We start from the raw sequence: 20,964 nt of genomic DNA, 5'->3' as shown, positions 1-20,964 counted from the left end.
CATCGGCCCGGCTGTGTAGGTGCCGCGTCGTGCGCCGGTCGAGCGGATGTCGGCCGCCGATGGTCCGGCTGTCGACCTGCGACGTTCTGGCGCGTGCGGCGATGGTGGCCGGTGGACACCGCGCGAGGTTCCGGGCTGTCCGGGACGACCCGCCGGACCGGCCGCGCGCGGGCCGGTTCTTCCCGCCCAGCGCGGTCGGCTCAGTGCGGCGGCGCGGCGGAGTACTCCTGTTCGGGCCGCCCGGTGCTGCCGTAGCGCAGGCTCATGCGCACCGCGCCGCCGGCGACGAGTGCGGCGAGATAGCGCTGGGCGGTGGCCCTGGAGATGCCGATGGCGCTCGCTACCTCTCCTGCGGACAGGGGCGTGCCCGCATTGATAATTGCTTGCAGGACAGCGTCTTTGGTGGGGGAGGCCACGGTCGCCGCCGGGCTCGCGGTGACCGAAGGACGCAGCGCGTGCAGCGCCGCGGCGACCCGGGCGTTGTCGACCTGTGGCACGGCGAGAATGCGCCGGTAGCGGGCGTAGGCGGCGAGCCGGGCGGCGAGTTCGGTATGCGGGAAGGGCTTGACGAGGTAGGACACCGCACCTGCCGCGACGGCGGCGCGCACCGACTCGCTCTCGGTCGACGCGGTGAGCACCATGGCGTCGCAGTGCAGCTCGCGGACGAAATCGATACCGGATCCGTCGGGCAGGTAGACGTCCACCAGCGCCAGGTCGATCGGCCGCGCCGCGACGAGTTCCCGCGCGGCGGCGAGGGTATTGGCGGTGCCCGCCACCGTGAAACCCGGGATTGCCTGCACGATCCCGGCGTGCAGATTCGCCACCCGGAAGTCGTCGTCGACGATCAGGACGGTCAGGGACGGCGGGGCCATGACACCTCGCTCTGCGCGAGCACCCCGGGGATGCGTGCGATGAACTCCGCGCCGGTCAGTGGCGGCTCGCCGCCGCCGGGACTCGACAGGCGCACGTCGCCGCCGTGGGCGCGGACGATCTGGCGGATCAGGGCGAGGCCCACCCCGCGCCCACCGGGGACGCCGAGGTCGTCGCGGGTCGAGATCCCTTCGGTGAACAGCGTGTCCACCAGGTCGGGCGCGACACCGTCGCCGCTGTCGGCGACGGTGATGTGCAGCGTCGAATCCTCTTGCACCAGTTCCACTTCCACCTGCCGCACCGGCCGCTCCCGAGCGCGCACGGCCTCCATGGCGTTGTCCAGCAGATTGCCGAGCACGGTGGTCACGTCCACCGGATCGGCGAGATCACCCTCGACCCAGGTGTTGGGCCCGAGCACGAGTTCCACCCCGTTCTCCCTGGCGTGCGCGGCCTTGGCGGCCAGGAAGGCCTGTAGATACGTGTCGTGGATGGCATCGATGCCCGGCGTCGCCGGACCGAGCGGACCCGCCCCGATCAGCTCGTCGACCGACCGCGCGGCCTCCTCGACATGCCCGCTGTGCAGCAGCCCGCTGACCAGGTGCATCTTGTTGGAGAACTCGTGGCGCTGCGCGCGCAGCACCGTGCTCATCGACTGCACCGCGTCCAGCTGCCTGGTCAGCGATTCCACGTCGGTGCGGTCGCGCACGGTGAGCACCGCGCCGAGATCACGGCCGTCCCGGCTGACTCGCCGCGCCGAGACGATGACGACGTTCGCACCGACCGTCGCCGAGGCGGGTTGCCGATCGAGGTCGCGGAACACCTCCAGCACTCGCGGGGTGAGCCCGATCTCGTCGACCGGGCGCCCGATGTCCGGCGCGATGCCGAGCAGCCTGGCCGCCTCGTCGCTGACGAAGGTCGTGCGCCACGACGCGTCGACGGCGAGCACGCCGCCGCCGATGCCGTGCAGCACCGCGGCCTGCCCCCGGACCAGTTCGGCCAGCTCGTCGGGTTCCAGCCCGAGCGTCAGCCCGCGCCAGCGGCGGGCGAGCAGGATCGATCCGGCGATGCCGACCGCGAGCGCCACCGCGACCAGGCCGCCCGCTGTGCGCAGGTCGCCGAGCAGTTGCTCGTGCACCGCGTCGGTGGCGATGCCGACGCTGACCGCGCCGACCACACGATCGGAGCCGGGCGCCGTGACGGGGACCTTCGCGCGCACCGAGTCGCCGAGCGTGCCGCGTTCCTCGGTGATCGACTCGCGGCCCGCGAGCGCCTCGGATGGATCGGTGCTGACATGCTCGGCGAGCCGTGCGGCGTCCGGATGCGCCAGGCGGATGCCCGCGTCATCGGTGATCACCACGAACAGGGCGTTGTTGCGCTGGGTCGCGTCCACCGCGAGCCGCTCCAGCGGGCCGGTGGCGAGTTCCTGGCGCACGCCCGGATCGACCGCGCCCGGCGCGTACCTGGCCACCTCGGCGCGCACCACCGGGTCGGCGGCGACGGTGCGCGCGACGGCAAGAGCGCGCTGACCGTAGGCGTCGCGCAGCCGCTGATCACTGAGATAGCCGAACACCGCGAACGCGACACCGAGCGTCAGCGCGACGACCAGGATCTGCGACAGCAGAACCTGGGTCCGCAACCGCACGGCCCGCGCGCCCTCAGTGGCCATGGCCGCAGCATAGGCGCAGACCACCGCGCGCCGCGCATGAGCAGAATGCGCAAAACCCGCATATCCCGCGTTTGTGGCGGTTGTGCGCACAAGCTCCGGCGTGTGACCGGGGCCACGTACGTTCGCCCTACCCGATCTCGCAGAAGTAGGAAGCAATGACGCAATCCCTCATCGAGCTGCGGAACGCGACCAAGCGTTTCCCCGGCACCGGCGGCGGCATCCACACCGCCGTGCGCAATCTGAACCTCACGGTGCGCCCCGGCGAATTCGTCGCCGTCGTCGGCCCCACCGGATGCGGTAAGTCCACCACGTTGTCGCTGGTATCCGGGCTGGAACCGGCCTCGGCCGGGCGAACGCTGGTGCGCGGCAAGGACGTCGACGGCATCCCCGAAGGCATCGGCTACATGTTCCAGCAGGACGCGGTGTTGCCGTGGAAGAGCGTGCTGGACAACGTCGCGCTCGGCCCGCGCCTGCGCGGCGCGTCGAAGGCCGAGGCGCGGGCGAAGGCGTCCGGATGGGTGCGCAAGGTCGGTCTGGCCGGGTTCGAGAGCTACTACCCGCACCAGTTGTCCGGCGGCATGCGCAAGCGCGTGGCGCTGGCACAGACACTGGTCAACGAGCCGGAGATCCTGCTGATGGACGAGCCGTTCAGCGCGCTGGACGTGCAGACCCGGCAGCTCATGCAGGACGAGCTGCTGCGCGTCTGGGCGGGCACCAACGCGGCGGTCGTCTTCGTCACCCACGATCTGGAGGAGGCGATCGTGCTCGCCGACCGGGTGGTCGTGATGACCGCGAGTCCGGCCACCGTCTGCGGGGACTTCACGGTGGGCCTGGCACGGCCGCGCAGTGTCGAGGACGTGCGGCTGACCGCCGAGTTCCGCGACATCTACAAGGAGATCTGGGAGACGCTGCGCGATCAGGTCGAGGCCGCTCGGGCGAAGGGAGCCTCCCGTGTCGCATGACGTGCTGGTGCAGGACGCCGTCGACGAGCCCGCGGTGGAGAACGAGACCGAGGCACAGATCCTGGCCCGGGTGCGCACCGCCGCGCGGCGCGCCCGGATCCGGACTTGGGGTCTACGCGTCGCGCTGGTAGCGCTGTGGCTGGGCGCGTGGGAGCTCACCGCCACGGTATGGATCGATCCGTTCTTCTACTCGAAGCCGTCGCTGATCTGGGCGCGGTTGGTCGAATGGTTCACCGAGGGGACGCAATTCGGCTCGATCTGGCTGCAGATCTACACCACCGTGCAGGAGGCCGTGCTCGGTTTCGTGATCGGCACGGTGGCCGGCGTCGTGCTGGGCGTGCTGCTCGGCCGCAGCCGGTACTGGGCCGAGGTGCTCGCGCCGTTCATCAAGGCGCTCAACGCGGTTCCGCGCATCGTGCTGGCGTCGCTGTTCATCATCTGGTTCGGTCTCGGCCTGAGTTCGAAGGTCGCGACCGTGGTGGTGCTGGTGTTCTTCGCGGTGTTCTTCAACGCGTTCACCGGTGCGCGGGAAGTGGACGGCAATGTGATCGACAACGCCCGTATCCTGGGCGCGAGCCGCAGGCAAGTGCTGGTGTCGATCGTGCTGCCGAGCGCGACCACTTGGATCCTCTCCAGCCTGCACACCGCCTTCGGTTTCGCGCTGATCGGCGCGGTGGTGGGCGAGTACGCGGGCGCGAGCAAGGGCCTGGGTCTGCTGATCAGCAACGCGCAGGGCACCTTCGACTCGGCGGGCATCTACGCGGGCATGATCATCGTCACCGTGGCCGCGCTGATCGCCGAGTGGGGGATCGGCATGGCGGAGAACCGGTTGCTGAAATGGCGGCCATCGCAGGCGACCTCGAACCACGGGATCTGACCATGAGGCATCGCAAGCAACTCGCGCTCGTCGCCGTCGTGATCGCGGCACTGTTGGCGGCCACCGGATGCCGGGACTCCCGCGCCATTCCGACGGCCGACGGCCGACCGCAGATCACCATCATGGTGGGCGGGCTGGAGAAGGTGATCTACCTGCCCGCCGTGCTGACCCGGCAACTCGGCTTCTTCGAGCGCAACGACATCGACGTGAAACTGCTCGGCGAGCAGTCCGGAGCCACGGCCGAGACGGCGTTGCTCACCGGCGACGTGCAGGGCGTGGTCGGGTTCTACGACCACACCATCGATCTGCAGGCCAAGGACCAATGCATCCGCTCGGTGGTGCAGATGTCCGACGTGCCCGGTGAGGTCGAACTGGTGTCGAAGGCGGACGCGGACATCACCTCGGTCGCCGATCTGCGCGGCAAGAAGCTCGGCGTGACCTCGCTCGGCTCGTCGACCGACTTCCTCACCCAGGCGCTCACCGGCCAGGCCGGGATGAGCACCGCCGATTACACCCGGGTGAAAGTGGGTGCGGGGCAGACGTTCATCGCGGGCATGAACCACGACGGCATCGACGCGGGCATGACCACCGATCCCACGGTGGCGCAGATGGTGAACTCCGGCGACGCGCGCGTCCTCGTCGACCTGCGCACCGAGGCGGGCACCAGGGCCGCGCTCGGCGGGCTGTATCCGGCGACGTCGCTCTACATGAGCTGCGCGACGATCGATGCCCACCCGGACATCGTGCGCAAGCTCGCCGCCGCGTTCGTGCAGACGCTGCAGTGGATCCGGACGCACACGCCCGAGGAGATCGCCGAGAAGATGCCGCCGCAGTACGCGAGCGCGGGCAAGGACCTCTACGTCCAGTCGATCCGCGATTCCATCGGCATGTTCAACGGCGACGGGTTGATGAAACCCGAAGGCGCGCAGAACGTCCTGGAGATCCTCGGCAAATACTCGAAGAACGTGCGTCCCGTGCGCGATCGGATCGACCTGTCCGAGACCTACACCACGCAGTTCGTGGAGGAGGCGTTGCGCGCGCCGCGACAGTAGCGGCGCCGGTGAACCATGCCCGGCCGCCCGGAATCGTCCCGGGCGGCCGGTCGGCGGCTGGTGCGCCGACAGCCGCGCCGAGCTTCTCAACTGTGGAGACACCGCACCATAAACCGACATGAGAGGTGCTCCCATAAGCCGAAGTACGTCACGGCAGCCGAGGTGCGCGTGCATCATCTGATCGGATTCGCCGGGCTGATGTGCTTCCTGCTGCTGGCCTGGCTGCCCAGTACCGACCGCCGCGCCGCCGCCGCTCGGCTGCCGCGGATCGCCGTCCTTTTGATCGTGCAACTCGCGCTCGGTTTCCTGTTGCTGAAGACCGGGATCGGAGGCACGGTGATCCGCGCGGTCAGCGACGCCTTCGCCCACATTCTCGGCTACGCCGCCCAGGGCACCGCGTTCGTATTCGGCGACCTGCCCGCCGTCGGCAGCAGCGGGCCCGCGTTCCTGTTCGCGGTGCTGATGCCGATCGTGCTCGTGTCCGCGCTGATCGGCATCCTGCAACACCTGCGGGTCCTGCCGTTGATCATCAAGTACCTCGGCCTGCTGCTGGCCTGGGTGAGCGGCTTCGGCAGGATCGAATCGTTCAACGCGGTCGCCTCGGCGATCCTCGGCCAATCAGAGGTGTTCATCTCGCTGCGGGCCATGCTCGACGACATTCCGCCGCAGCGGATGTACACCCTGGCGGCCTCGGCGATGTCGACGGTCTCGGCGGGCATCCTCGGCGCCTATATGGTGCTCATCGACCCGAAGTACGTTATCGCGGCCATCGTGCTGAATATGCTGGGCGCCTTCGTGGTGTGCTCGCTGATCAACCCCTACAAGGTCGGCGCCGCCGACGATGCCCGGCTGATCGGCGAGGAGATCGCCGACAGCCGTAAGCGGCAATCGTTCTTCGAGATGCTCACCGAATACATCCTGGTCGGCTTCAAGGTCGCGTTCACCGTCGCGGCCATGCTGATCGGATTCATCGCCTTGCTCGCCATGGTCAACGGAATCTTCGCGGCGCTGTTCCACGGCACCACGTTCCAGGACGTGATGGGCCACGTCTTCGCCCCGCTGGCCTGGTTGACCGGCATCCCGTGGGACGAGGCGGCGGCCGCGGGCCGGTTCATGGGCACCAAGCTGGTGTCCAACGAAGTGGTCGCCATGCAGGAACTGAACCGGCAACACGCCGGACTGTCGGACCATACCGTCGCGATCGTCTCCACCTATCTGGTGTCGTTCGCGAACTTCTCCACCATCGCCATCGTCACCGGCGCGGTCCGCAGCCTCAGCGAGAAACAAGGCACCGTCATCGCCCGCAACGGGCTTCGCCTGCTCTACGGCGCCACCTTGGTCAGCTTCCTGTCCGCCACCATCGTCGGCCTGCTGAGTTGACGGTTCAGCCGTTGGCCCCCTCGACCGCCCGCAGTTCGGCCTTCCATTCCCGGAAGCCCTCCTCGGTGCGGCCGCGGCGCCAATATCCGGAGATCGACGCCGCCCACTCGGCGGAAACGCCGCGATCCTTGCGGATGTAGCGGCGCAGGTCTTTCATGACCGCTTCGGCTTCGCCGTGGATGAACACCTGGACCTGCCCCGGCGTCCACGGCGCGGAGCGAACGGTCTCGGCGAGCACCTCGCCAGGGGCCCGCGCGCCGCGGTGCAGCCAGGTCAGCTCGATGCCGTCCGGCTTCTTCACCGGCAGTTCGTCGTCCGGACCGGCGACTTCGACGAACGCCAGCCCCGTCGCCTCGCCGGGCATCGCCTCGAGCGCGGCGGCGATGGCGGGCAGCGCCGCCTCGTCACCGGCCAGCAGATGCCAGTCGGCGTCCGGGCGCGGGGCGTAGGCGCCGTTGGGGCCATGGAAATCGATGGTCTCGCCGGGCTGGACCGCGGCAGCCCACGGTCCCGCGATGCCCTCCGCGCCGTGGTAGACGAAGTCGACCGCGATCTCTCCGGCGACGGGGTCGACGGACCGGACGGTGTAGGTGCGCAGCACCTCGTTCCCGTCCTGCGGGAAAATGAATTTCACGTACGAGTCGGTGAACTCGCTGGGACGGAACGCGGCGAAGCCGGGACCGCCGAGGTACACCCGGATCAAATGCGGGGTGAGCCATTCGGTGCGCTGCACCGTGAGGGTGGTGCGGGGACGTGCCAAGAGAACCTCCGATATAGACAATTAGGATTGCCTTACTTACCCTACCTGTGTTCCGCTCAGGCTGCGGCCAACCGCTGACGGCGCGCCGTCCTGGCGAAAGGATGATGCCCATGACGCAGTCCGTGCCGACCCCGACCCACGCCGTGCAACAGCGCTACCGCGACCCGCAACCGGTCGAACCCGCGCAGTGGAACCAGGTCCTGCAGGTGCTGCACGAGCATCGCTCGGTGCGCCGCTACCTGTCCGACCCGGTGCCGGACGCCACACTGCGGCTGCTGATCTCCGCGGCGCAGTCCGCGCCGACCTCGTCGAATCTGCAGGTCTGGAGCGTCATCGCGGTGCGTGACCCGCAACGCAAGGCGCGCCTGGCCGCGCTCGCGGGCGATCAGGCCCACATCGTGCAAGCGCCGGTGCTGCTGGTCTGGACGGCCGATTTCGCGCGCCTGCGCCAGCTCGCCGAAGACCGGAGCGCGCCGCTGGAGGGTGCGGACTACCTGGAATCGAGCTACGTCGGATTCATCGACGCCGCGCTCGCGGCGCAGAACGCGGTGGTGGCGGCGGAATCGCTCGGGCTCGGCACCGTCTACATCGGCGCGCTGCGCAACAAGCCGGAGGAAGTCGCCGCCGAGCTGGGATTGCCGCCGCAGGTCTTCGCCGTCTTCGGCTTGCTGGTCGGTCACCCGGATCCAGCCGAGGACGCGCGGGTGAAGCCGCGCCTGCCGCAGGACGCCGTCCTGCACCGGGAGACCTACGACTTGGACGCGCAGCGGGTGCACGTGGCCGAGTACGAGACCCGGATCGCGGAATTCTATGCCGAACAACGGCTCTCGCATTCCTGGACCGAACGTGTGCTGGCCCGGCTCGCCTCCGCGGCGGCACTCAACGGCAGGCATCGGCTGCGGGAATCGCTGGCCAACCACGGCTTCCGCTTGCACTGACCCGCCTCAGGCCGCGACCTTCTCGGTGAGCAGTTCGAACGATCGGGCGCGGTCGTCGATGTCGTAGACCAGCGTATTGATCATCAGCTCGTCGGCCTGGGTGCGGCGCAGCAGATCCTCGAGCTGACCGCGCACCGTCTCCGGGGAGCCGAGCAACTGCCCGGCCCGGCGCTGCCGGATGAACGTGCGCTCCTGTTCCGACGGACGGAACGCGGCCGCTTCCTCCGGCGTGGCCAGTGCCTGCGGTGTGCCGCGCACCAGGTTCAGGAAGGCCAGGTCGCGCGGGCCGGCCAGGATTTCGGCGCGCTCGTCGGTGTCCGCGCAGATCGCCGCGACCGCGACCATCGCATGCGGGCGCTCCAGGCGCTCCGAAGGCCGGAAGTGCTCGCGGTAGAGCGCGAGCGCGGGCTCGGTGTTGTCGGGGGCGATGTGGTGTGCGAAGGCGAACGGCACCCCGAGCAGCGCCGCGACCTGCGCGCTGTAGCCGCTGGAGCCGAGCAGCCAGACCTCCGGTTCCTCACCGCGCCCCGGCGTGGCGGCGATGCCGCCGGGGTCGGACCCGCGGAAGTAGCCCAGCAACGCGGCCAGTTCCTGGGGGAACGACTCCGCCGACAGTCCGTCCGCGGTCCGCCGCAGCGCCCGTGCGGTCGCCTGGTCGGTGCCCGGCGCGCGTCCGATGCCCAGGTCGATCCGTCCGGGATGCAGCGCGTGCAAGGTGCCGAACTGCTCGGCGACCACCAGCGGCGCGTGGTTGGGCAACATCACCCCGCCGGAGCCGACGCGGATGGTCGAGGTGGCCGCGGCCAGGTGGGCCAGCAGCACGCTCGGCGCCGAACTGGCGATGCCGGGCATGTTGTGATGTTCGGCGACCCAGAAGCGGTGGTAGCCCAAAGCCTCGGTGCGCCGGGCCAATTCGGTGGTCGCGTCGAGCCCCTCGCCGACGGTGCGGCCGGACTGCACCGGCGCGAGATCCAGTACGGACAGCGGGACGTCGATCATGGGTCTCCTCACAGTGGCGATCTCCACTGCCAACGTCGCGGGTCCCCGGTGTATTTCGCCGGCCGGCTCAGCCGCGCGCGATCGCGCGGAACACCTCGATGGTCTCCTGCTCGTCCTGGGTGGTGCCGTAGTCGCTGAGCTTGACGATGACGGTGCCGCTGGGCGGGTCGACGTAGACGTACTGGCCGTAGACGCCGACGGCGGTGAGATCGGCGCCGTCCCCACCGGTCGGGTGCCACCACTGCGCGCCGTAGGGCCAGTCGCCCACCCGGTGGACCGGGGTGCGGATGCGTTCGATCCAGGCCGGCGGCACGATCTGCGCGTCGCCGACGCGGCCGCCGTCCAAGACGATCTGGCCTATCTTGGCGAAGTCGCGGGCCGTCGCGTTCAGGCAGCAGAACGCTTTCTCCTGACCGCCCGCGCGATCGAGATTCCACAGCGCGGCGTCCTCGGCGCCGATCGGAGCCCACAGGTCGCGTTCCAGCAGTTCACTCAGCGGCAGGCCCTCGGCCCGCGCCAGCGCCATGCCCAGCAGCTGGGTGTCCACGCTGCGGTACTCGCCCGCGCTGCCCGGCGGAAACCGCAGGCCCTGATGCTCGCGGACGAACCCGGCGAGGTCCTCGGTGAGGTACATCCGGGCGGTGCCGGTCAGCGGCATGTACTTGTTGTAGTTCTCGTCTACGTCTACGCCGGAGGCCATGTCCAGCAAGTCGCGGATGGTGACGGTGTCGTACGGGCCGCCGGTGGTCAGCTCGGGCAGGATTCGCACCAGGCGGTCGTCCTCGTTGAGCCGCCCCGCCGCGATGGCGCGGCCGGTCAGCAGTGACACGACGGACTTCGCCACCGACCACGAGGACTGGCGGGTGGTGGCCGTGACGCCGTCGCGATACCACTCGTGGGTGAGAGCGCCGCCGCGCAGAACGAGGAACGAATTGGTGTGCGTGGCGCCGAGGAAGTCGGCGACCGAGATCCGCGAGCCCTTCCACGGCACCCGGTCGGGCAGCGGCCGCGGTGCGACCGGCAGCGGACGTGGGGTGGGGGAGGCGGCCACCGTGCGGCTCTCGAACAGTTCGCCCTGTGTCGAGGGCGGGTCGGTCAGCAGTCGCAGCAGCGTCGGCGGGGCCGGGATGTGCAGGACCGCGGTCGTCGCGAACGCCGCGCCGGCCAAGACTGCGACGACAGCGAGCAGGACGACGGCGGTGCGGAGCGCGTAGCGGCGCGTTCGCGTGCGCCGGGACGGCGATTCGGTCATGACGGGAACCCATCGTCGGGGAATCCGATGATGGCATGCCGGACGCCCGTCCGGTAACCGCGCACGACCGCCGCGGTCGGCCCGGAGACGACGCGCGCGCGGGCGGGGCGGTAGCGTGACCACGTGCTCCGGACCGGACGTGCGATGATCCGACGTCGCGTGTTCGGCGACCGGATCGTCGCATCGCTGCCCAGCGAAAGGACCGCAGTATGACAGCCTCCGACCGTCACCTCCAGGACGCGGGACCATCGGTTCCGGCGGACACCGGCGACTCGGAGGGTTATGCCCGGGGCCTGAGCCCGCGCACCATCCAGATGATCGCCATCGGCGGCGCGATCGGCACGGGCCTGTTCTACGGCGCGGGCGGCGCGATCGAGCAGGCCGGGCCCGGCCTGATCCTGGCCTACCTGGCGGCGGGCCTGGCCATCTTCGTGATCATGCGGGCGCTCGGCGAACTGCTGACCTACCGGCCGATCTCGGGGAGTTTCGCCGAGTACGCGCACGAGTTCCTCGGCCGCTTCGCCGGCTTCGTCACCGGCTGGTCGTACTGGGCGGTGTGGGTGGCCACCTGCATGGCCGAGATCACCGTGGCGGGCAAGTACGTGGAGTACTGGTTCGACATCGCCCCGTGGGTCACCGCGCTGGTCGTGCTCGCGGTGATGTTCTGCGCGAATCTGATCTCGGTGCGGCTGTTCGGCGAGGGCGAGTTCTGGTTCTCCACCATCAAGGTCACCGCGATCGTCGGCATGATCCTGCTCGGCATCGGCGTGCTGCTGTTCGGCTTCGGGCACGCGACGAACCCCACCGTCACCAATCTGTGGGCCGACGGGGGCGTGTTCCCCAACGGCATCGGTCAGTCGCTGCTGGTTTTGCAGATCGTGCTGTTCGCCTACGTCGGCGTGGAGTTGGTCGGCGTCACTGCCGGGGAGGCGCGCGAGCCGCGCAAGACTCTGCGCAAGGCGATCAACACGCTCCCCTTCCGGATCGGCCTGTTCTATGTCGGTGCGCTCGTTGTGATCATGTCGGTGTCCAGCTGGCGCAATTTCCACGCGGGCAAGAGCCCGTTCGTGGAGGTCTTCGAGCTGATCGGCATCCCGGGCGCGGCGGGCATCGTCAACTTCGTGCTGCTCACCGCGGCGCTGTCGTCGTGTAACTCGGGGATCTACTCCACCGGCCGGATGCTGCGCACCTTGTCGCTGCACGGCGAGGCACCCGCCCGGCTGAACAAACTGAGCGCGAACGCGGTGCCTTATGTGGGGATCTCCGTGTCGGCGGCGGCGATGGTGATCGGCGTGATCGTCAATGTCATCTCCCCGGACAAGGCCTTCGCCTACATCACCTCGGTGTCGACCATCGGCATCATCTTCGTCTGGGGCGTCATCCTGGTCTGCCACCTGCTCTACCGGGCCAAGGTCGCCCGCGGTGAACTGCCCGCCAGCGACTACCGGCTGCCCGCCGCGCCCTACACCACCGTGCTCGCGCTGGCGTTCCTCGGTTTGGTGGTCGTGCTGCTGTTGTTCACCGACAGCGGGCGCACGGCCCTCGTCGTCGGCGCGGTGTGGGCGGTGCTGGTGTCGGCCGGATACTTCGTGCTGCGCAAACTCGGCAGTTCCAGCACGCCGACCGACGTCACGCACACCAGCTGACGGCCCGTTTCCGCTAGACGGCGAGGAAGAGCGCGGCGGCGCCGATCGCCTCCACCGCGCCGTAGAACCAGGTGGGATAGAACGCGGTTCGCTCATCGAGCACGGCCGAGAGCACCCGGCCGAGGGCCATGCCCGCCAGTGCCGCGCCGATCGCGACCATGATCCCGCCGCGCAGCCCTGCGAGGTCGATGGCGGCCACCGCGAGCACGGCCGCCATCGCCAGTCCGAAGCCGCCGTAGACGGCGCGCACCTCGTAGCGCGCGCTCGGTTCGGTGAGCCGGATGCCGAACGGCTGGATCAGAGCGGCGGGCGCGGCGAGCGCGTAGCTACCCATACCCAGGAAGAACACGCCGACTATTACGCATACGGCCTGCGCCACTGCGACCTCCAGAATCTCGTTCGGTTGGAACGCCAGCTTGCGCCGGCCCGCGGTGCGAACGCTTCCGAAAACCCGCTGTCTCCGCCTCAGGCGTTCGCCGAACGCCGGGGCATCATGGCCGAGGCGACGAGCAGGACGACGGCCATCGCCGCGATCGTGACGAAGACCAGATGCACCGCCGAGGCCAGTGTGGCGGGCTCCGGATGATCGGTGTGGCCGACGCGCGAGTTCACGATGGCGCCGAACACCGCGACGCCCACCGCACTGCCGATCGAGCGTGCGAACATGTTGGCCGAGGTGACCACACCCCGCTCGGTCCATTCGGCGCTGGTCTGCGCGGCGATCAAGGTGGGGGTGGCGACCAGTCCCATCCCGGTGCCGATCACGAAGCAGGACGCCGCGACCTGCCAGAGGGTGGAATGCTGCGTGATGAACAACGTGCTGGCGGCGCCGAGGGCGGCCAATCCGCTACCGATCAAGGCAGTGGTGCGAAAGCCGAAGCGCAGGTACACCTTTCCCGCTTGGGACGCGGCCAGTGGCCACCCCAGCGTGAGTGCGCCCACCGTCAGACCCGCGACCAGCGCCCCGGTGCCCAGCACGCCCTGGGTGAAGGTGGGGACATAGGAGGTCGCGCCGAGCACGACCGCGCCGACCAGCACCGACGCCAAGCTGCTGGCGATCACGACGCGCCGGGTGAACACCCACAGCGGCAGGATCGGATTCCCCGCTCCGCGTTCCACCAGCCCGAACAGCACGAGCACGACCGCGCCGCCCGCGAAGATCCCGATGCTCGACGGAGACGACCACGCCCAGGCTTGCCCGCCTTCGAGCAGTCCGAGGATCAACGCGCCCGCGCCGAACGTCAGCAGTGCCGCGCCCAGATAGTCGACGCTCTGCCGCTGCCGGGGCGCGCTCTCGGCGAAATTGCGCACCAGCATCCATCCGGCGAGCGCGGAGAGCGGAAGGTTGATCAGGAAGATCCAGCGCCAGCTGACGTACTCGGCGAACAGGCCGCCCAGCAGCGGGCCCGCCACACTCGACATGGCCCACACGCTGGCCAGATAGCCCTGGACCTTGGCACGCTCGGACAGCGTGTACAAGTCGCCCGCGATCGTCATCGTCATCGGCTGGATCGCTCCCGCGCCGATACCCTGGACGGCGCGGAAGACGATCAGTCCGAGCATGCTGGTCGCGACGCCGCACAGCAGCGAACCCAGCGCGAACATCGCGATGCCGAACAGGATCACCGGTTTACGGCCCACGGTGTCGGCGAGTTTGCCGTAGATCGGCACCGTCACCGCCTGCGCCAGCAGATAGATGGAGAACAACCAGGGGAACTGCGCGAAGCCGCCGAGACTGTCGGTGATGGTGAGCACCGCCGTGGCGATGACCGTCGAGTCGAGCGCGACCAGCGCGGTCGCCAGCATCAGCGAGCCGAGAATGGCACCGCGCTCGGATCGGAAACCCACGGACACCGTCGCGGTCTCGGTCGCCACCCGCGGCCCCTCTCGTTCGCCTGTCTAACCACCTCGAACGACCGTATCCGGTTGCCGACTATTCCCGCATGGAATTTTTTTCCGCCCTGTGAACCGGGAAGGGCTGCTCACCGGAGCATCGGTGAGCAGCCCGTGCTCCGATTTCAGTGGGACAGATCCGCCCCGGTGGGTGGCGGTTCGGCTTCGAGTACGGCGAGTTCCTCGTCGGTGAGCAGCCGCGAGCGGATCAGGAAGCGCACGCCTTCGGGCGCTTCGAGAGAGAACCCGCTACCTCGGCCGGGCACCACGTCCACGGTGAGATGGGTGTGCCGCCAGTAGTCGTACTGGTCGGCGCTCATCCAGAACGGGGTGTCCGCCGCCGGATACCCGAGCAGCACGTCCGACCCGCCGACCCGGAACTCGCCGCGCGGGTAGCACATCGGTGCGCTGCCGTCGCAGCAGCCGCCGGACTGATGGAACATCACCGGACCGTGCTGTTCGATCAGTCGGCGCAGCAGCGCTTCCGCGGGTCCGGTGAACTCGACGCGGCGGACCGGCTGCGGCATCAGAAGAATCCGAGCTTGTCCGGCGAGTAGCTGACCAGCAGGTTCTTGGTCTGCTGGTAGTGGTCGAGCATCATGCGGTGGTTCTCGCGTCCGATGCCGGACTTCTTGTACCCGCCGAAGGCCGCGTGCGCGGGGTAGGCGTGGTAGCAGTTGGTCCACACCCGGCCCGCCTTGATCTGGCGGCCCAAGCGGTAGGCGGCGTTGATGTCGCGGGTCCACACACCCGCGCCGAGTCCGTAGAGGGTGTCGTTGGCGATCTTCAGCGCCTCGTCCACGGAGTCGAACGTGGTCACCGACACGACCGGTCCGAAGATCTCTTCTTGGAAGATCCGCATGTCGTTGCGGCCGGAGAAGATCGTGGGCTCGACGTAGAAGCCGCCGGGGAACTCGTCGACCTTGCGCGGGCCGCCGCCGGTGAGCACCTCGGCGCCTTCCTGGCGGCCGATGTCGATGTAGGACAGGATCTTCTCGAACTGGTCGTTGCTGGCCTGCGCGCCGATCATGGTGGCCTCGTCGAGCGGATTGCCGCTGCGGATGGCTTTGGTCCGCTCGATGCACCGGGCGATGAACTCGTCGTAGATCGAGGAGTGGATCAGCGCGCGGGACGGACAAGTGCACACCTCACCCTGATTGAGCGCGAACATCACGAAGCCCTCCACGGCCTTGTCCAGGAAGGCGTCGTCGGCGGCCATGATGTCGGGCAGGAAGATGTTGGGACTCTTCCCGCCCAGTTCGAGCGTGACCGGGATGATGTTCTCGCTGGCGTACTGCATGATCAGCCTGCCGGTGGTGGTCTCGCCGGTGAAGGCGACCTTCGCCACGCGCGGGCTGGCCGCCAGCGGCTTGCCCGCTTCGACGCCGAAGCCGTTGACCACGTTGAGGACTCCCGGCGGCAGTAGATCGGCGATCAGTTCGACGACCTTCAGGATCGAGGCCGGGGTCTGCTCGGCGGGCTTGAGCACCACCGCGTTGCCCGCGGCGAGGGCGGGCGCGAGCTTCCAGGTGGCCATGAGGATCGGGAAGTTCCAGGGGATGATCTGGCCGACGACGCCGAGCGGCTCGTGGAAGTGGTAGGCGATGGTGTCGGCGTCGATTTCGCTGATCCCGCCTTCCTGGGCGCGGACCGCCCCGGCGAAGTAGCGGAAGTGGTCGACCGCCAGCGGCAGGTCGGCGGCAAGCGTCTCCCGTACCGGTTTGCCGTTCTCCCACGTTTCGGCCACCGCCAGTGCCTCGAGGTTGTCCTCGATCCGGTCGGCGATCTTGTTGAGGATATTGGCCCGTTCGGTCGTCGACGTCGCGCCCCACGCGTCGGCCGCCTGATGCGCGGCGTCCAGGGCCAGGTCGATGTCGGCGGCCGAGGACCGCGCGACCTCGCAGAACGTCTGGCCGTCCACCGGCGACGGGTTCTCGAAGTAGCGGCCTTCGACCGGCGCGGTCCACTCACCGCCGATGAAGTTGTCGTAGCGCGTGGCGAATTCGACGACGCTGCCCTCGGTTCCCGGCTTCGCGTAGCTCATGGCGGGTGACTCCTCGCTGGTTGCGGACGTGATGCACACGGCGGGTCGGCCGTGATGCGGGTCACTATGCCCCGCGAGGGTTGACGAAACGTTGAGGCGCGCGAGCTCAGTCGCGCAGCGCGCCGTGCAAACGGGCGACCGCGAGCGCCCGGCGCCCGTCACCCCGGGGAAGCAAGCGCAACGCGTGTTCGTGGATCTCGATGTCGTGCGGTGCGCGCTCCCCGTAGCGCAGCGCGTGCTCGACGTTTCCGCTGGACAGCACCGCGGTGCGCACACCGACTTCCAGGTACTCGCGCCACTGCACGATGCCCGGCGTGTCCGAATCCGGCAGCAAGGGACCGCGATACAACTCGACCGCCGTCGCGGTGTCGCCCGCTTCGAGCGCCGCGAGCACGTCCACGGCGTCACAGGACAGGGGGCTCACCAGCCGATAGACCCGGCTGGTGATGTCGCCGCCGGTGGCGCGACGCAGATAGGACATCTCCGATTTGAGCGTGCTCGTGCCGACCGGCCGGTCGCCGTACACCGCGAAGTGCAGGCGTTCGTGGGTGAAGCCCTCGGGCTCGAGCGCCAACAGCGTCAGTAGCTCCAGGTGCCTCGGGCGTAGCCGGACGGGTGCGCCGTCCCGGATCAAGCGGGCCGCGCCGAGGCAGGTCAGCCGGACCCCGGGCGCGGCCATCCGGTGGTGCAGCTTGGTCTCGATGGCGGTGACCAGGGTGCGGGCGGTGGACATGGCCAGCGGGTGGGCGCGGTCCCAGGTGGTGGACAGGTCGAGTACGCCGAGCTGGCGACCGTCCGCGCCACGGATGGGTGCGCAGTAGCAGACCCAGCCGTGCAGTGCGGCGACCAAGTGCTCGGCGGAGAACACCGTGTGCGGCTGTTCGGTGCGCAGCGCCAGCGAGAGCGCGTTCGTGCCCATGTGCGCCTCGTCCCAGCGACCGCCGGGCGCGAAGTTCACCTGTTCGGCGCGGCGGCGCATCACCGGACCACCGTGCGACCAGAGGATGGTTCCGGTCTCGTCGGTGATCGCCGCGACGTAGCCCGCGCCCTCGGTGATGTCGCGCAACTGATCGGTCAACTCGGATACCGGTGTGCGCAAAGAAGACGCGGCCCAGCGCGCGGTCACGTCGGCGTCGGCGACTGGCGCGTGCTCGCAGGACGGATCGACGGTGCGCAGCGACCGCAGCCATGATTGTGCCACCTCGCTGCGCAGCGCGGAATCACCCTGCGGTGTCCCGGCCGGTATCCATCGGGACCACTCTTGTTCCAGTGCAGCGCGCCGCTGCGAGAGGGAACTGCGCTGTGCCATCTCGCGGATCCTGTGTCTCGCTCCGATCGTCTCCGTGCCATCCCATCATGCCCTAGCGCACGGCCGGGCATTTGATTTTGGCTCGCGGTCCACGGGGCTGGACGGCAACCATCGACGGTCGGATCGCCGCGTCCCCCTCGGCGAGTAGCGCGCGAGCGCACGCGCCAGGGAATCCCGGCGGTTCGACCGGCGATCGGTGTGCGGTCGCCCTGCGGCGGCCGCACACCGAACCGGCCGACTACGGCGTGGAGAAACCGATCAGCGCACCGATGCCCGCGCCGATCGGGATGGTGACCAGCGCGCCGACCCCGCCGAGGAAGAAGCCGAGCACGGCGCCGATCCCCGCGCCGATGAGGGCGCCGATCCCGGCGTTGTACTGCTTGCGGGCGAGCGTCTCGTCCTCACCGACGAACTGGTTGAGGCGCTCGGTGGTGGCGGGCGAACCCACCGGCGTCACCGTGAGGGTACGGCCCGCGTCGGTGATCGCGGGGGCCAGCCCGTGGGTCGCGCCGGAGGCCTGGAACGCCAGCGGCAGCGTCGCGACGACCTGTCCCGTTTCGCTCCGCAGCTCGACCGCCGCGGCGTCGGCCGTCAACGCGAAGGTGCCCGCGTCGAGGGTGGTGACCACTCCTGTCCCGTCGGCGGCGGGAGCCGAGGTGAAACCGAGGCCCTGCTCGGCACCGTGCACACTGACCTGCGCGGGCGTCGCGGGCTGGGCGTGCGCGACGCCCGTCGCAATTCCGGTGGCCCCGACCGCGAGTAGGGCGGTTGCGGCGAATCTATTGACTCTCATCGTATTTCCCCACTTAGTCGTGTCGGCCACGAGTGCCGACGAATCCCCAAGATGCCGGTTCTCGGCCCCACCATTCTGGCCGCAGTGGATTCCCGAAGCAATCGTTCTGCGAATTCCGTGGAAAAATCCGTGCCGTGCTCGCGACGAATGCGCGCATGAATTATGCGGGGACACTGGTGGTTTCATCGATACGATGCTGCCGATTGCCGAATATGTGCTATTGGCTTGCGGCGCAGCAAAATTGGTCAAGCGCGTGGGGCGATTTCAGCAAAAAGTCCTGGTTCCGACAGTGATTCAGTCGATAGGGACAACCCGGCGCTGCGGGGATGCTGCGTCAATGCCCCCACTGCACTCAGGTGAGCGGTGGCAGCGGCGCCGGTAGTGCGATAGCCGGGTCCGGTGTCGTAGCCGGTGGCCGGGTCCGGAGGTGGTCGGCGGGATCGCGCCGCGCTGCGGTGGCGCTGTTCACGGCATTGCTGCCGCTGGCCGGATCGATCCCGCTCTTCCGGGCGTTCCGCTTTCTCACCGGCATGGGCCCGGGTGGCTGCGTGGCCTCCAGGTGCTCGGGTAAGCCTATGTCTCGCAGGCGTATCCGTCCGAGGTTCGGGCGACCGCGCTCGGCTCGGCGGCGGGCGTCGGCCGGCAGCGAAGTGGGATCGGCGATCGTCTCGCCCCCGGCGGCAGATGATTCCGGTTCCGCACGCGCGATGCCGCGCGGAGCCGGGATCACCTGGCCGACTGTGCGGATCGTTACTCTCAGAACGCGCTACCGGAGCCGGGCAGCAGCCAGGCGATGCCGGGCCAGACGCCGAACGGGCTACCCCAGTAGCCGAACGGGCTACCCCAGTAGCCGCCGTAGCCGCCCCATCCGCCGTAGCCGCCCCAGCCGCCGTGGCCCCACCCGCCGTGGCGGTGCCAGCCGCCGTGGATCTCGTCGGCCTGGGCCACCTGTGTAACGGTCGGCTGCGCCACAGCGGGTGCGGCGACCGCGGGCACGGCGGCCGCGGCAACGGGGGTCAGTGCGAGCGCGGCGACCATCGCCACGCGGACAACCGCTCGCCGGGCGCGTCCGGTCTCGACGTCGTGAATCATCGGTACTTCCTCACTTCGGTACGTCATCGTCCGGTCGGTGACCGATTCGGAAGGTCATCGACCCAATCTCACCACCACGCATCGTACCGTTGAATAACGGTACGTTCAATGTGGTTCGGTCGTGCGAAAATTCGCGGCACGTATGTCGGCGCTCGTGCCGGGCGGTCACGCTGGGTACCGTCGGGTCAGCGGACACTCGAGAGGAGTCGACTGATGGCGACCAGTGCCGACGTGCTGACCGACGCTTACGAGCGGATCAGGGAGGTGGTGCACGAAGCGGTCGACGGACTGGGGGAGGACATCCTCGCTCACCGGATCGATGCGGGCGCCAACTCGATCGCGTGGTTGATCTGGCATCTGACTCGTGTACAGGACGACCACATCGCGGATGTGGCCGGTATCGAGCAGGTCTGGACCGCCCATGGCTGGCACGACCGCTTCGGGCTACCCATCGACAAGGGCGCGACCGGCTACGGCGACCAGCCCGCCGACGTGGCGGCGGTCCGAGCGCCCGCCGAGTTGCTCACGGGGTATTACGACGCGGTGCACGAACAGACGCTGCGCTTCGTCCGGGGACTGGTGGACGGCGATCTGGACCGCGTCGTGGACACCCGATGGGATCCGCCGGTCACCCTGGGTGTGCGGCTGGTCAGCGTGATCTCGGACGATCTGCAGCATGCGGGTCAAGCGGCATTTCTGCGCGGCGTGCTGGAACGAACGAGATAACCGGCACCGGGAAGTCGCCGGTCCTGCGCGGCCCGCGCTGTGACGTAAGTTGATGCCGCGCAAGCCGAATGTTCACAGAGAGTGCCGCCGTGGTCGTGAAGAGTGTTCTGGTCGGTGTCGCCGTGCTCGTTCTCGTGGGAGTCGTCGTGCTCACAGTGGTCGGCGCGCACTGGTATATATGGCGGCGACTCGTGCGGGACACGACCACCGCGGGTTCCCGCACGCGTCGCGTCGGCACTGCTGTTGTTTTGGCAGGACCCTTGCTGCTGTTGGGCACGACGGTGGCGGAGTTGGCGTCCGCTCCGTTCGCGTTGATCCGGATCATCGCCTGGCCCGGCTACCTGTGGGGCGCGTTGTTCATATACCTGCTGCTCGCGCTGGTGGCCGGCGAGCCGATTCGAGCTTTGGCGCTGCGCTGGTCTGATCGAGGCCGGGTGCCACGGGAACCGAAGGCACATGCGGAAACCTGGTTCGCGTCGGAGTCCGTGGCGGGAGCCGGGTTGGGACCGGGTTCCTCGGCGGGAGCCGTGCAGGAGTCGTTGGCGAGGGCCGGGTCTGAGCTGGAGTTCCCAGCGGGAGCCGGGCTGGGGCCCGAGTCGTCGGCGAGGCCGGAGTCGCTGGCGAGGGCCGGGTCTGAGCTGGAGTTCGCAGCGGGAGCGAGGCTCGGGCCCGAGTCGTCGGCGGGGGCGGGGTCTGGGGCGGAGG

19 protein-coding genes are annotated in these 20,964 nt (G+C 69.1%); 7 read left to right on the top strand and 12 right to left on the bottom strand.

All coding sequences use genetic code 11. From position 1 onward, the window contains the following. Nucleotides 1–200 precede the first annotated feature (200 nt). Both ABZ824_RS23345 and ABZ824_RS23340 read right to left on the bottom strand, forming a co-directional pair. Entirely contained in the window at nucleotides 201–872 is a 672-nt protein-coding gene (locus ABZ824_RS23345; protein ID WP_356965341.1) for a response regulator, read from the bottom strand. Next, on the bottom strand, nucleotides 854–2,536 hold the full coding sequence (locus tag ABZ824_RS23340; protein ID WP_356965338.1) for a sensor histidine kinase: 1,683 nt from the start codon (nucleotides 2,534–2,536) through the stop codon (nucleotides 854–856). The genes ABZ824_RS23345 and ABZ824_RS23340 overlap by 19 nt, the downstream gene beginning before the upstream one ends. Nucleotides 2,537–2,691: 155 nt before the next feature. On the opposite strand from ABZ824_RS23340, the gene ABZ824_RS23335 reads away from it, so the two are divergent. The 4 genes from ABZ824_RS23335 to ABZ824_RS23320 all read left to right on the top strand — a co-directional run bounded on the left by ABZ824_RS23335 (nucleotide 2,692) and on the right by ABZ824_RS23320 (nucleotide 6,807). Continuing rightward, nucleotides 2,692–3,498 (top strand): ABC transporter ATP-binding protein, encoded by an 807-nt coding sequence (locus tag ABZ824_RS23335; RefSeq protein ID WP_356965337.1) that lies wholly within the window; start codon nucleotides 2,692–2,694, stop codon nucleotides 3,496–3,498. Beyond that, complete coding sequence (locus ABZ824_RS23330) at nucleotides 3,488–4,375, top strand: ABC transporter permease (RefSeq protein WP_356965336.1); 888 nt, start codon at nucleotides 3,488–3,490, stop codon at nucleotides 4,373–4,375. Before ABZ824_RS23335 ends, ABZ824_RS23330 begins: the two co-directional genes overlap by 11 nt. 2 nt (nucleotides 4,376–4,377) lie before the next feature. Next, entirely contained in the window at nucleotides 4,378–5,427 is a 1,050-nt protein-coding gene (locus tag ABZ824_RS23325) for an ABC transporter substrate-binding protein (protein WP_356965335.1), read from the top strand. A 168-nt stretch (nucleotides 5,428–5,595) separates the two neighbouring features. Beyond that, nucleotides 5,596–6,807 (top strand): nucleoside transporter C-terminal domain-containing protein, encoded by a 1,212-nt coding sequence (locus ABZ824_RS23320; protein ID WP_356965334.1) that lies wholly within the window; start codon nucleotides 5,596–5,598, stop codon nucleotides 6,805–6,807. A gap of 4 nt (nucleotides 6,808–6,811) precedes the next feature. Here ABZ824_RS23320 and ABZ824_RS23315 read toward each other — a convergent pair whose 3' ends face one another. Next, nucleotides 6,812–7,567, bottom strand: a complete 756-nt coding sequence (locus tag ABZ824_RS23315; protein ID WP_356965332.1) for a siderophore-interacting protein — start codon at nucleotides 7,565–7,567, stop codon at nucleotides 6,812–6,814. Nucleotides 7,568–7,677: 110 nt separating this feature from the next. Here ABZ824_RS23315 and ABZ824_RS23310 point away from each other — a divergent pair, with 110 nt between their 5' ends. After that, nucleotides 7,678–8,505, top strand: coding sequence for an NADPH-dependent oxidoreductase (locus ABZ824_RS23310; RefSeq protein ID WP_356965330.1), 828 nt, complete (start codon nucleotides 7,678–7,680; stop codon nucleotides 8,503–8,505). A 6-nt stretch (nucleotides 8,506–8,511) separates the two neighbouring features. Here ABZ824_RS23310 and ABZ824_RS23305 read toward each other — a convergent pair whose 3' ends face one another. Together ABZ824_RS23305 and ABZ824_RS23300 are read right to left on the bottom strand one after the other, a co-directional pair. Next, nucleotides 8,512–9,504: an LLM class flavin-dependent oxidoreductase gene (locus tag ABZ824_RS23305; protein ID WP_356965329.1), complete on the bottom strand. Its 993-nt coding sequence runs from the start codon at nucleotides 9,502–9,504 to the stop codon at nucleotides 8,512–8,514. A gap of 67 nt (nucleotides 9,505–9,571) precedes the next feature. Next, nucleotides 9,572–10,756: a serine hydrolase gene (locus ABZ824_RS23300; protein WP_356965328.1), complete on the bottom strand. Its 1,185-nt coding sequence runs from the start codon at nucleotides 10,754–10,756 to the stop codon at nucleotides 9,572–9,574. A gap of 209 nt (nucleotides 10,757–10,965) precedes the next feature. Between ABZ824_RS23300 and ABZ824_RS23295 the strand changes: the two genes are divergently transcribed. Beyond that, nucleotides 10,966–12,402 carry an amino acid permease gene (locus ABZ824_RS23295; protein WP_355076354.1) on the top strand — a complete coding sequence of 479 codons (1,437 nt, stop codon included), beginning with the start codon at nucleotides 10,966–10,968 and terminating at the stop codon, nucleotides 12,400–12,402. Between the two features lie 13 nt (nucleotides 12,403–12,415). Here the strand turns inward: ABZ824_RS23295 and ABZ824_RS23290 are convergent, their stop codons facing one another. From ABZ824_RS23290 to ABZ824_RS23260, 7 genes are all read right to left on the bottom strand, one after another. Beyond that, the gene (locus tag ABZ824_RS23290; RefSeq protein WP_356965325.1) at nucleotides 12,416–12,781 is read right to left on the bottom strand and encodes a DUF4345 family protein; all 366 of its coding nucleotides are present in this window, start codon (nucleotides 12,779–12,781) and stop codon (nucleotides 12,416–12,418) included. Between the two features lie 86 nt (nucleotides 12,782–12,867). Beyond that, nucleotides 12,868–14,277 carry an MDR family MFS transporter gene (locus tag ABZ824_RS23285; protein ID WP_356965323.1) on the bottom strand — a complete coding sequence of 470 codons (1,410 nt, stop codon included), beginning with the start codon at nucleotides 14,275–14,277 and terminating at the stop codon, nucleotides 12,868–12,870. Nucleotides 14,278–14,420: 143 nt separating this feature from the next. Then, nucleotides 14,421–14,822 (bottom strand): DUF779 domain-containing protein, encoded by a 402-nt coding sequence (locus ABZ824_RS23280; protein ID WP_356965322.1) that lies wholly within the window; start codon nucleotides 14,820–14,822, stop codon nucleotides 14,421–14,423. After that, nucleotides 14,822–16,339, bottom strand: coding sequence for an aldehyde dehydrogenase family protein (locus tag ABZ824_RS23275; protein WP_355076347.1), 1,518 nt, complete (start codon nucleotides 16,337–16,339; stop codon nucleotides 14,822–14,824). Before ABZ824_RS23275 ends, ABZ824_RS23280 begins: the two co-directional genes overlap by 1 nt. 106 nt (nucleotides 16,340–16,445) lie before the next feature. After that, the gene (locus ABZ824_RS23270) at nucleotides 16,446–17,648 is read right to left on the bottom strand and encodes a transcriptional regulator (protein WP_356965321.1); all 1,203 of its coding nucleotides are present in this window, start codon (nucleotides 17,646–17,648) and stop codon (nucleotides 16,446–16,448) included. Nucleotides 17,649–17,886: 238 nt separating this feature from the next. Further along, nucleotides 17,887–18,441, bottom strand: coding sequence for a hypothetical protein (locus ABZ824_RS23265; protein WP_356965319.1), 555 nt, complete (start codon nucleotides 18,439–18,441; stop codon nucleotides 17,887–17,889). A 756-nt stretch (nucleotides 18,442–19,197) separates the two neighbouring features. Continuing rightward, the gene (locus tag ABZ824_RS23260) at nucleotides 19,198–19,533 is read right to left on the bottom strand and encodes a hypothetical protein (RefSeq protein WP_356965317.1); all 336 of its coding nucleotides are present in this window, start codon (nucleotides 19,531–19,533) and stop codon (nucleotides 19,198–19,200) included. A gap of 213 nt (nucleotides 19,534–19,746) precedes the next feature. On the opposite strand from ABZ824_RS23260, the gene ABZ824_RS23255 reads away from it, so the two are divergent. Then, nucleotides 19,747–20,259, top strand: coding sequence for a DUF664 domain-containing protein (locus ABZ824_RS23255; protein WP_356965315.1), 513 nt, complete (start codon nucleotides 19,747–19,749; stop codon nucleotides 20,257–20,259). The last annotated feature ends 705 nt before the right edge of the window (nucleotides 20,260–20,964 follow it).

Origin of the sequence: Nocardia sp. NPDC047038 (assembly GCF_040644075.1) — a bacterium.
In the GTDB taxonomy this organism is placed as follows: domain Bacteria; phylum Actinomycetota; class Actinomycetes; order Mycobacteriales; family Mycobacteriaceae; genus Nocardia; species Nocardia sichangensis.
Note: the sequence above shows the minus strand (reverse complement) of the source record. Positions and strands in the feature narration are given on the sequence as shown.

Excerpts from the sequence above, each read along its gene's own strand:
- ABZ824_RS23345 (WP_356965341.1), bottom strand. The coding sequence starts at position 872 with ATGGCCCCGCCGTCCCTGACCGTCCTGATCGTCGACGACGACTTCCGG.
- ABZ824_RS23340 (WP_356965338.1), bottom strand. The coding sequence starts at position 2,536 with ATGGCCACTGAGGGCGCGCGGGCCGTGCGGTTGCGGACCCAGGTTCTG.
- ABZ824_RS23335 (WP_356965337.1), top strand. The coding sequence starts at position 2,692 with ATGACGCAATCCCTCATCGAGCTGCGGAACGCGACCAAGCGTTTCCCC.
- ABZ824_RS23325 (WP_356965335.1), top strand. The coding sequence starts at position 4,378 with ATGAGGCATCGCAAGCAACTCGCGCTCGTCGCCGTCGTGATCGCGGCA.
- ABZ824_RS23310 (WP_356965330.1), top strand. The coding sequence starts at position 7,678 with ATGACGCAGTCCGTGCCGACCCCGACCCACGCCGTGCAACAGCGCTAC.
- ABZ824_RS23305 (WP_356965329.1), bottom strand. The coding sequence starts at position 9,504 with ATGATCGACGTCCCGCTGTCCGTACTGGATCTCGCGCCGGTGCAGTCC.
- ABZ824_RS23300 (WP_356965328.1), bottom strand. The coding sequence starts at position 10,756 with ATGACCGAATCGCCGTCCCGGCGCACGCGAACGCGCCGCTACGCGCTC.
- ABZ824_RS23295 (WP_355076354.1), top strand. The coding sequence starts at position 10,966 with ATGACAGCCTCCGACCGTCACCTCCAGGACGCGGGACCATCGGTTCCG.
- ABZ824_RS23280 (WP_356965322.1), bottom strand. The coding sequence starts at position 14,822 with ATGCCGCAGCCGGTCCGCCGCGTCGAGTTCACCGGACCCGCGGAAGCG.
- ABZ824_RS23275 (WP_355076347.1), bottom strand. The coding sequence starts at position 16,339 with ATGAGCTACGCGAAGCCGGGAACCGAGGGCAGCGTCGTCGAATTCGCC.
- ABZ824_RS23270 (WP_356965321.1), bottom strand. The coding sequence starts at position 17,648 with ATGGCACAGCGCAGTTCCCTCTCGCAGCGGCGCGCTGCACTGGAACAA.
- ABZ824_RS23265 (WP_356965319.1), bottom strand. The coding sequence starts at position 18,441 with ATGAGAGTCAATAGATTCGCCGCAACCGCCCTACTCGCGGTCGGGGCC.
- ABZ824_RS23260 (WP_356965317.1), bottom strand. The coding sequence starts at position 19,533 with ATGATTCACGACGTCGAGACCGGACGCGCCCGGCGAGCGGTTGTCCGC.
- ABZ824_RS23255 (WP_356965315.1), top strand. The coding sequence starts at position 19,747 with ATGGCGACCAGTGCCGACGTGCTGACCGACGCTTACGAGCGGATCAGG.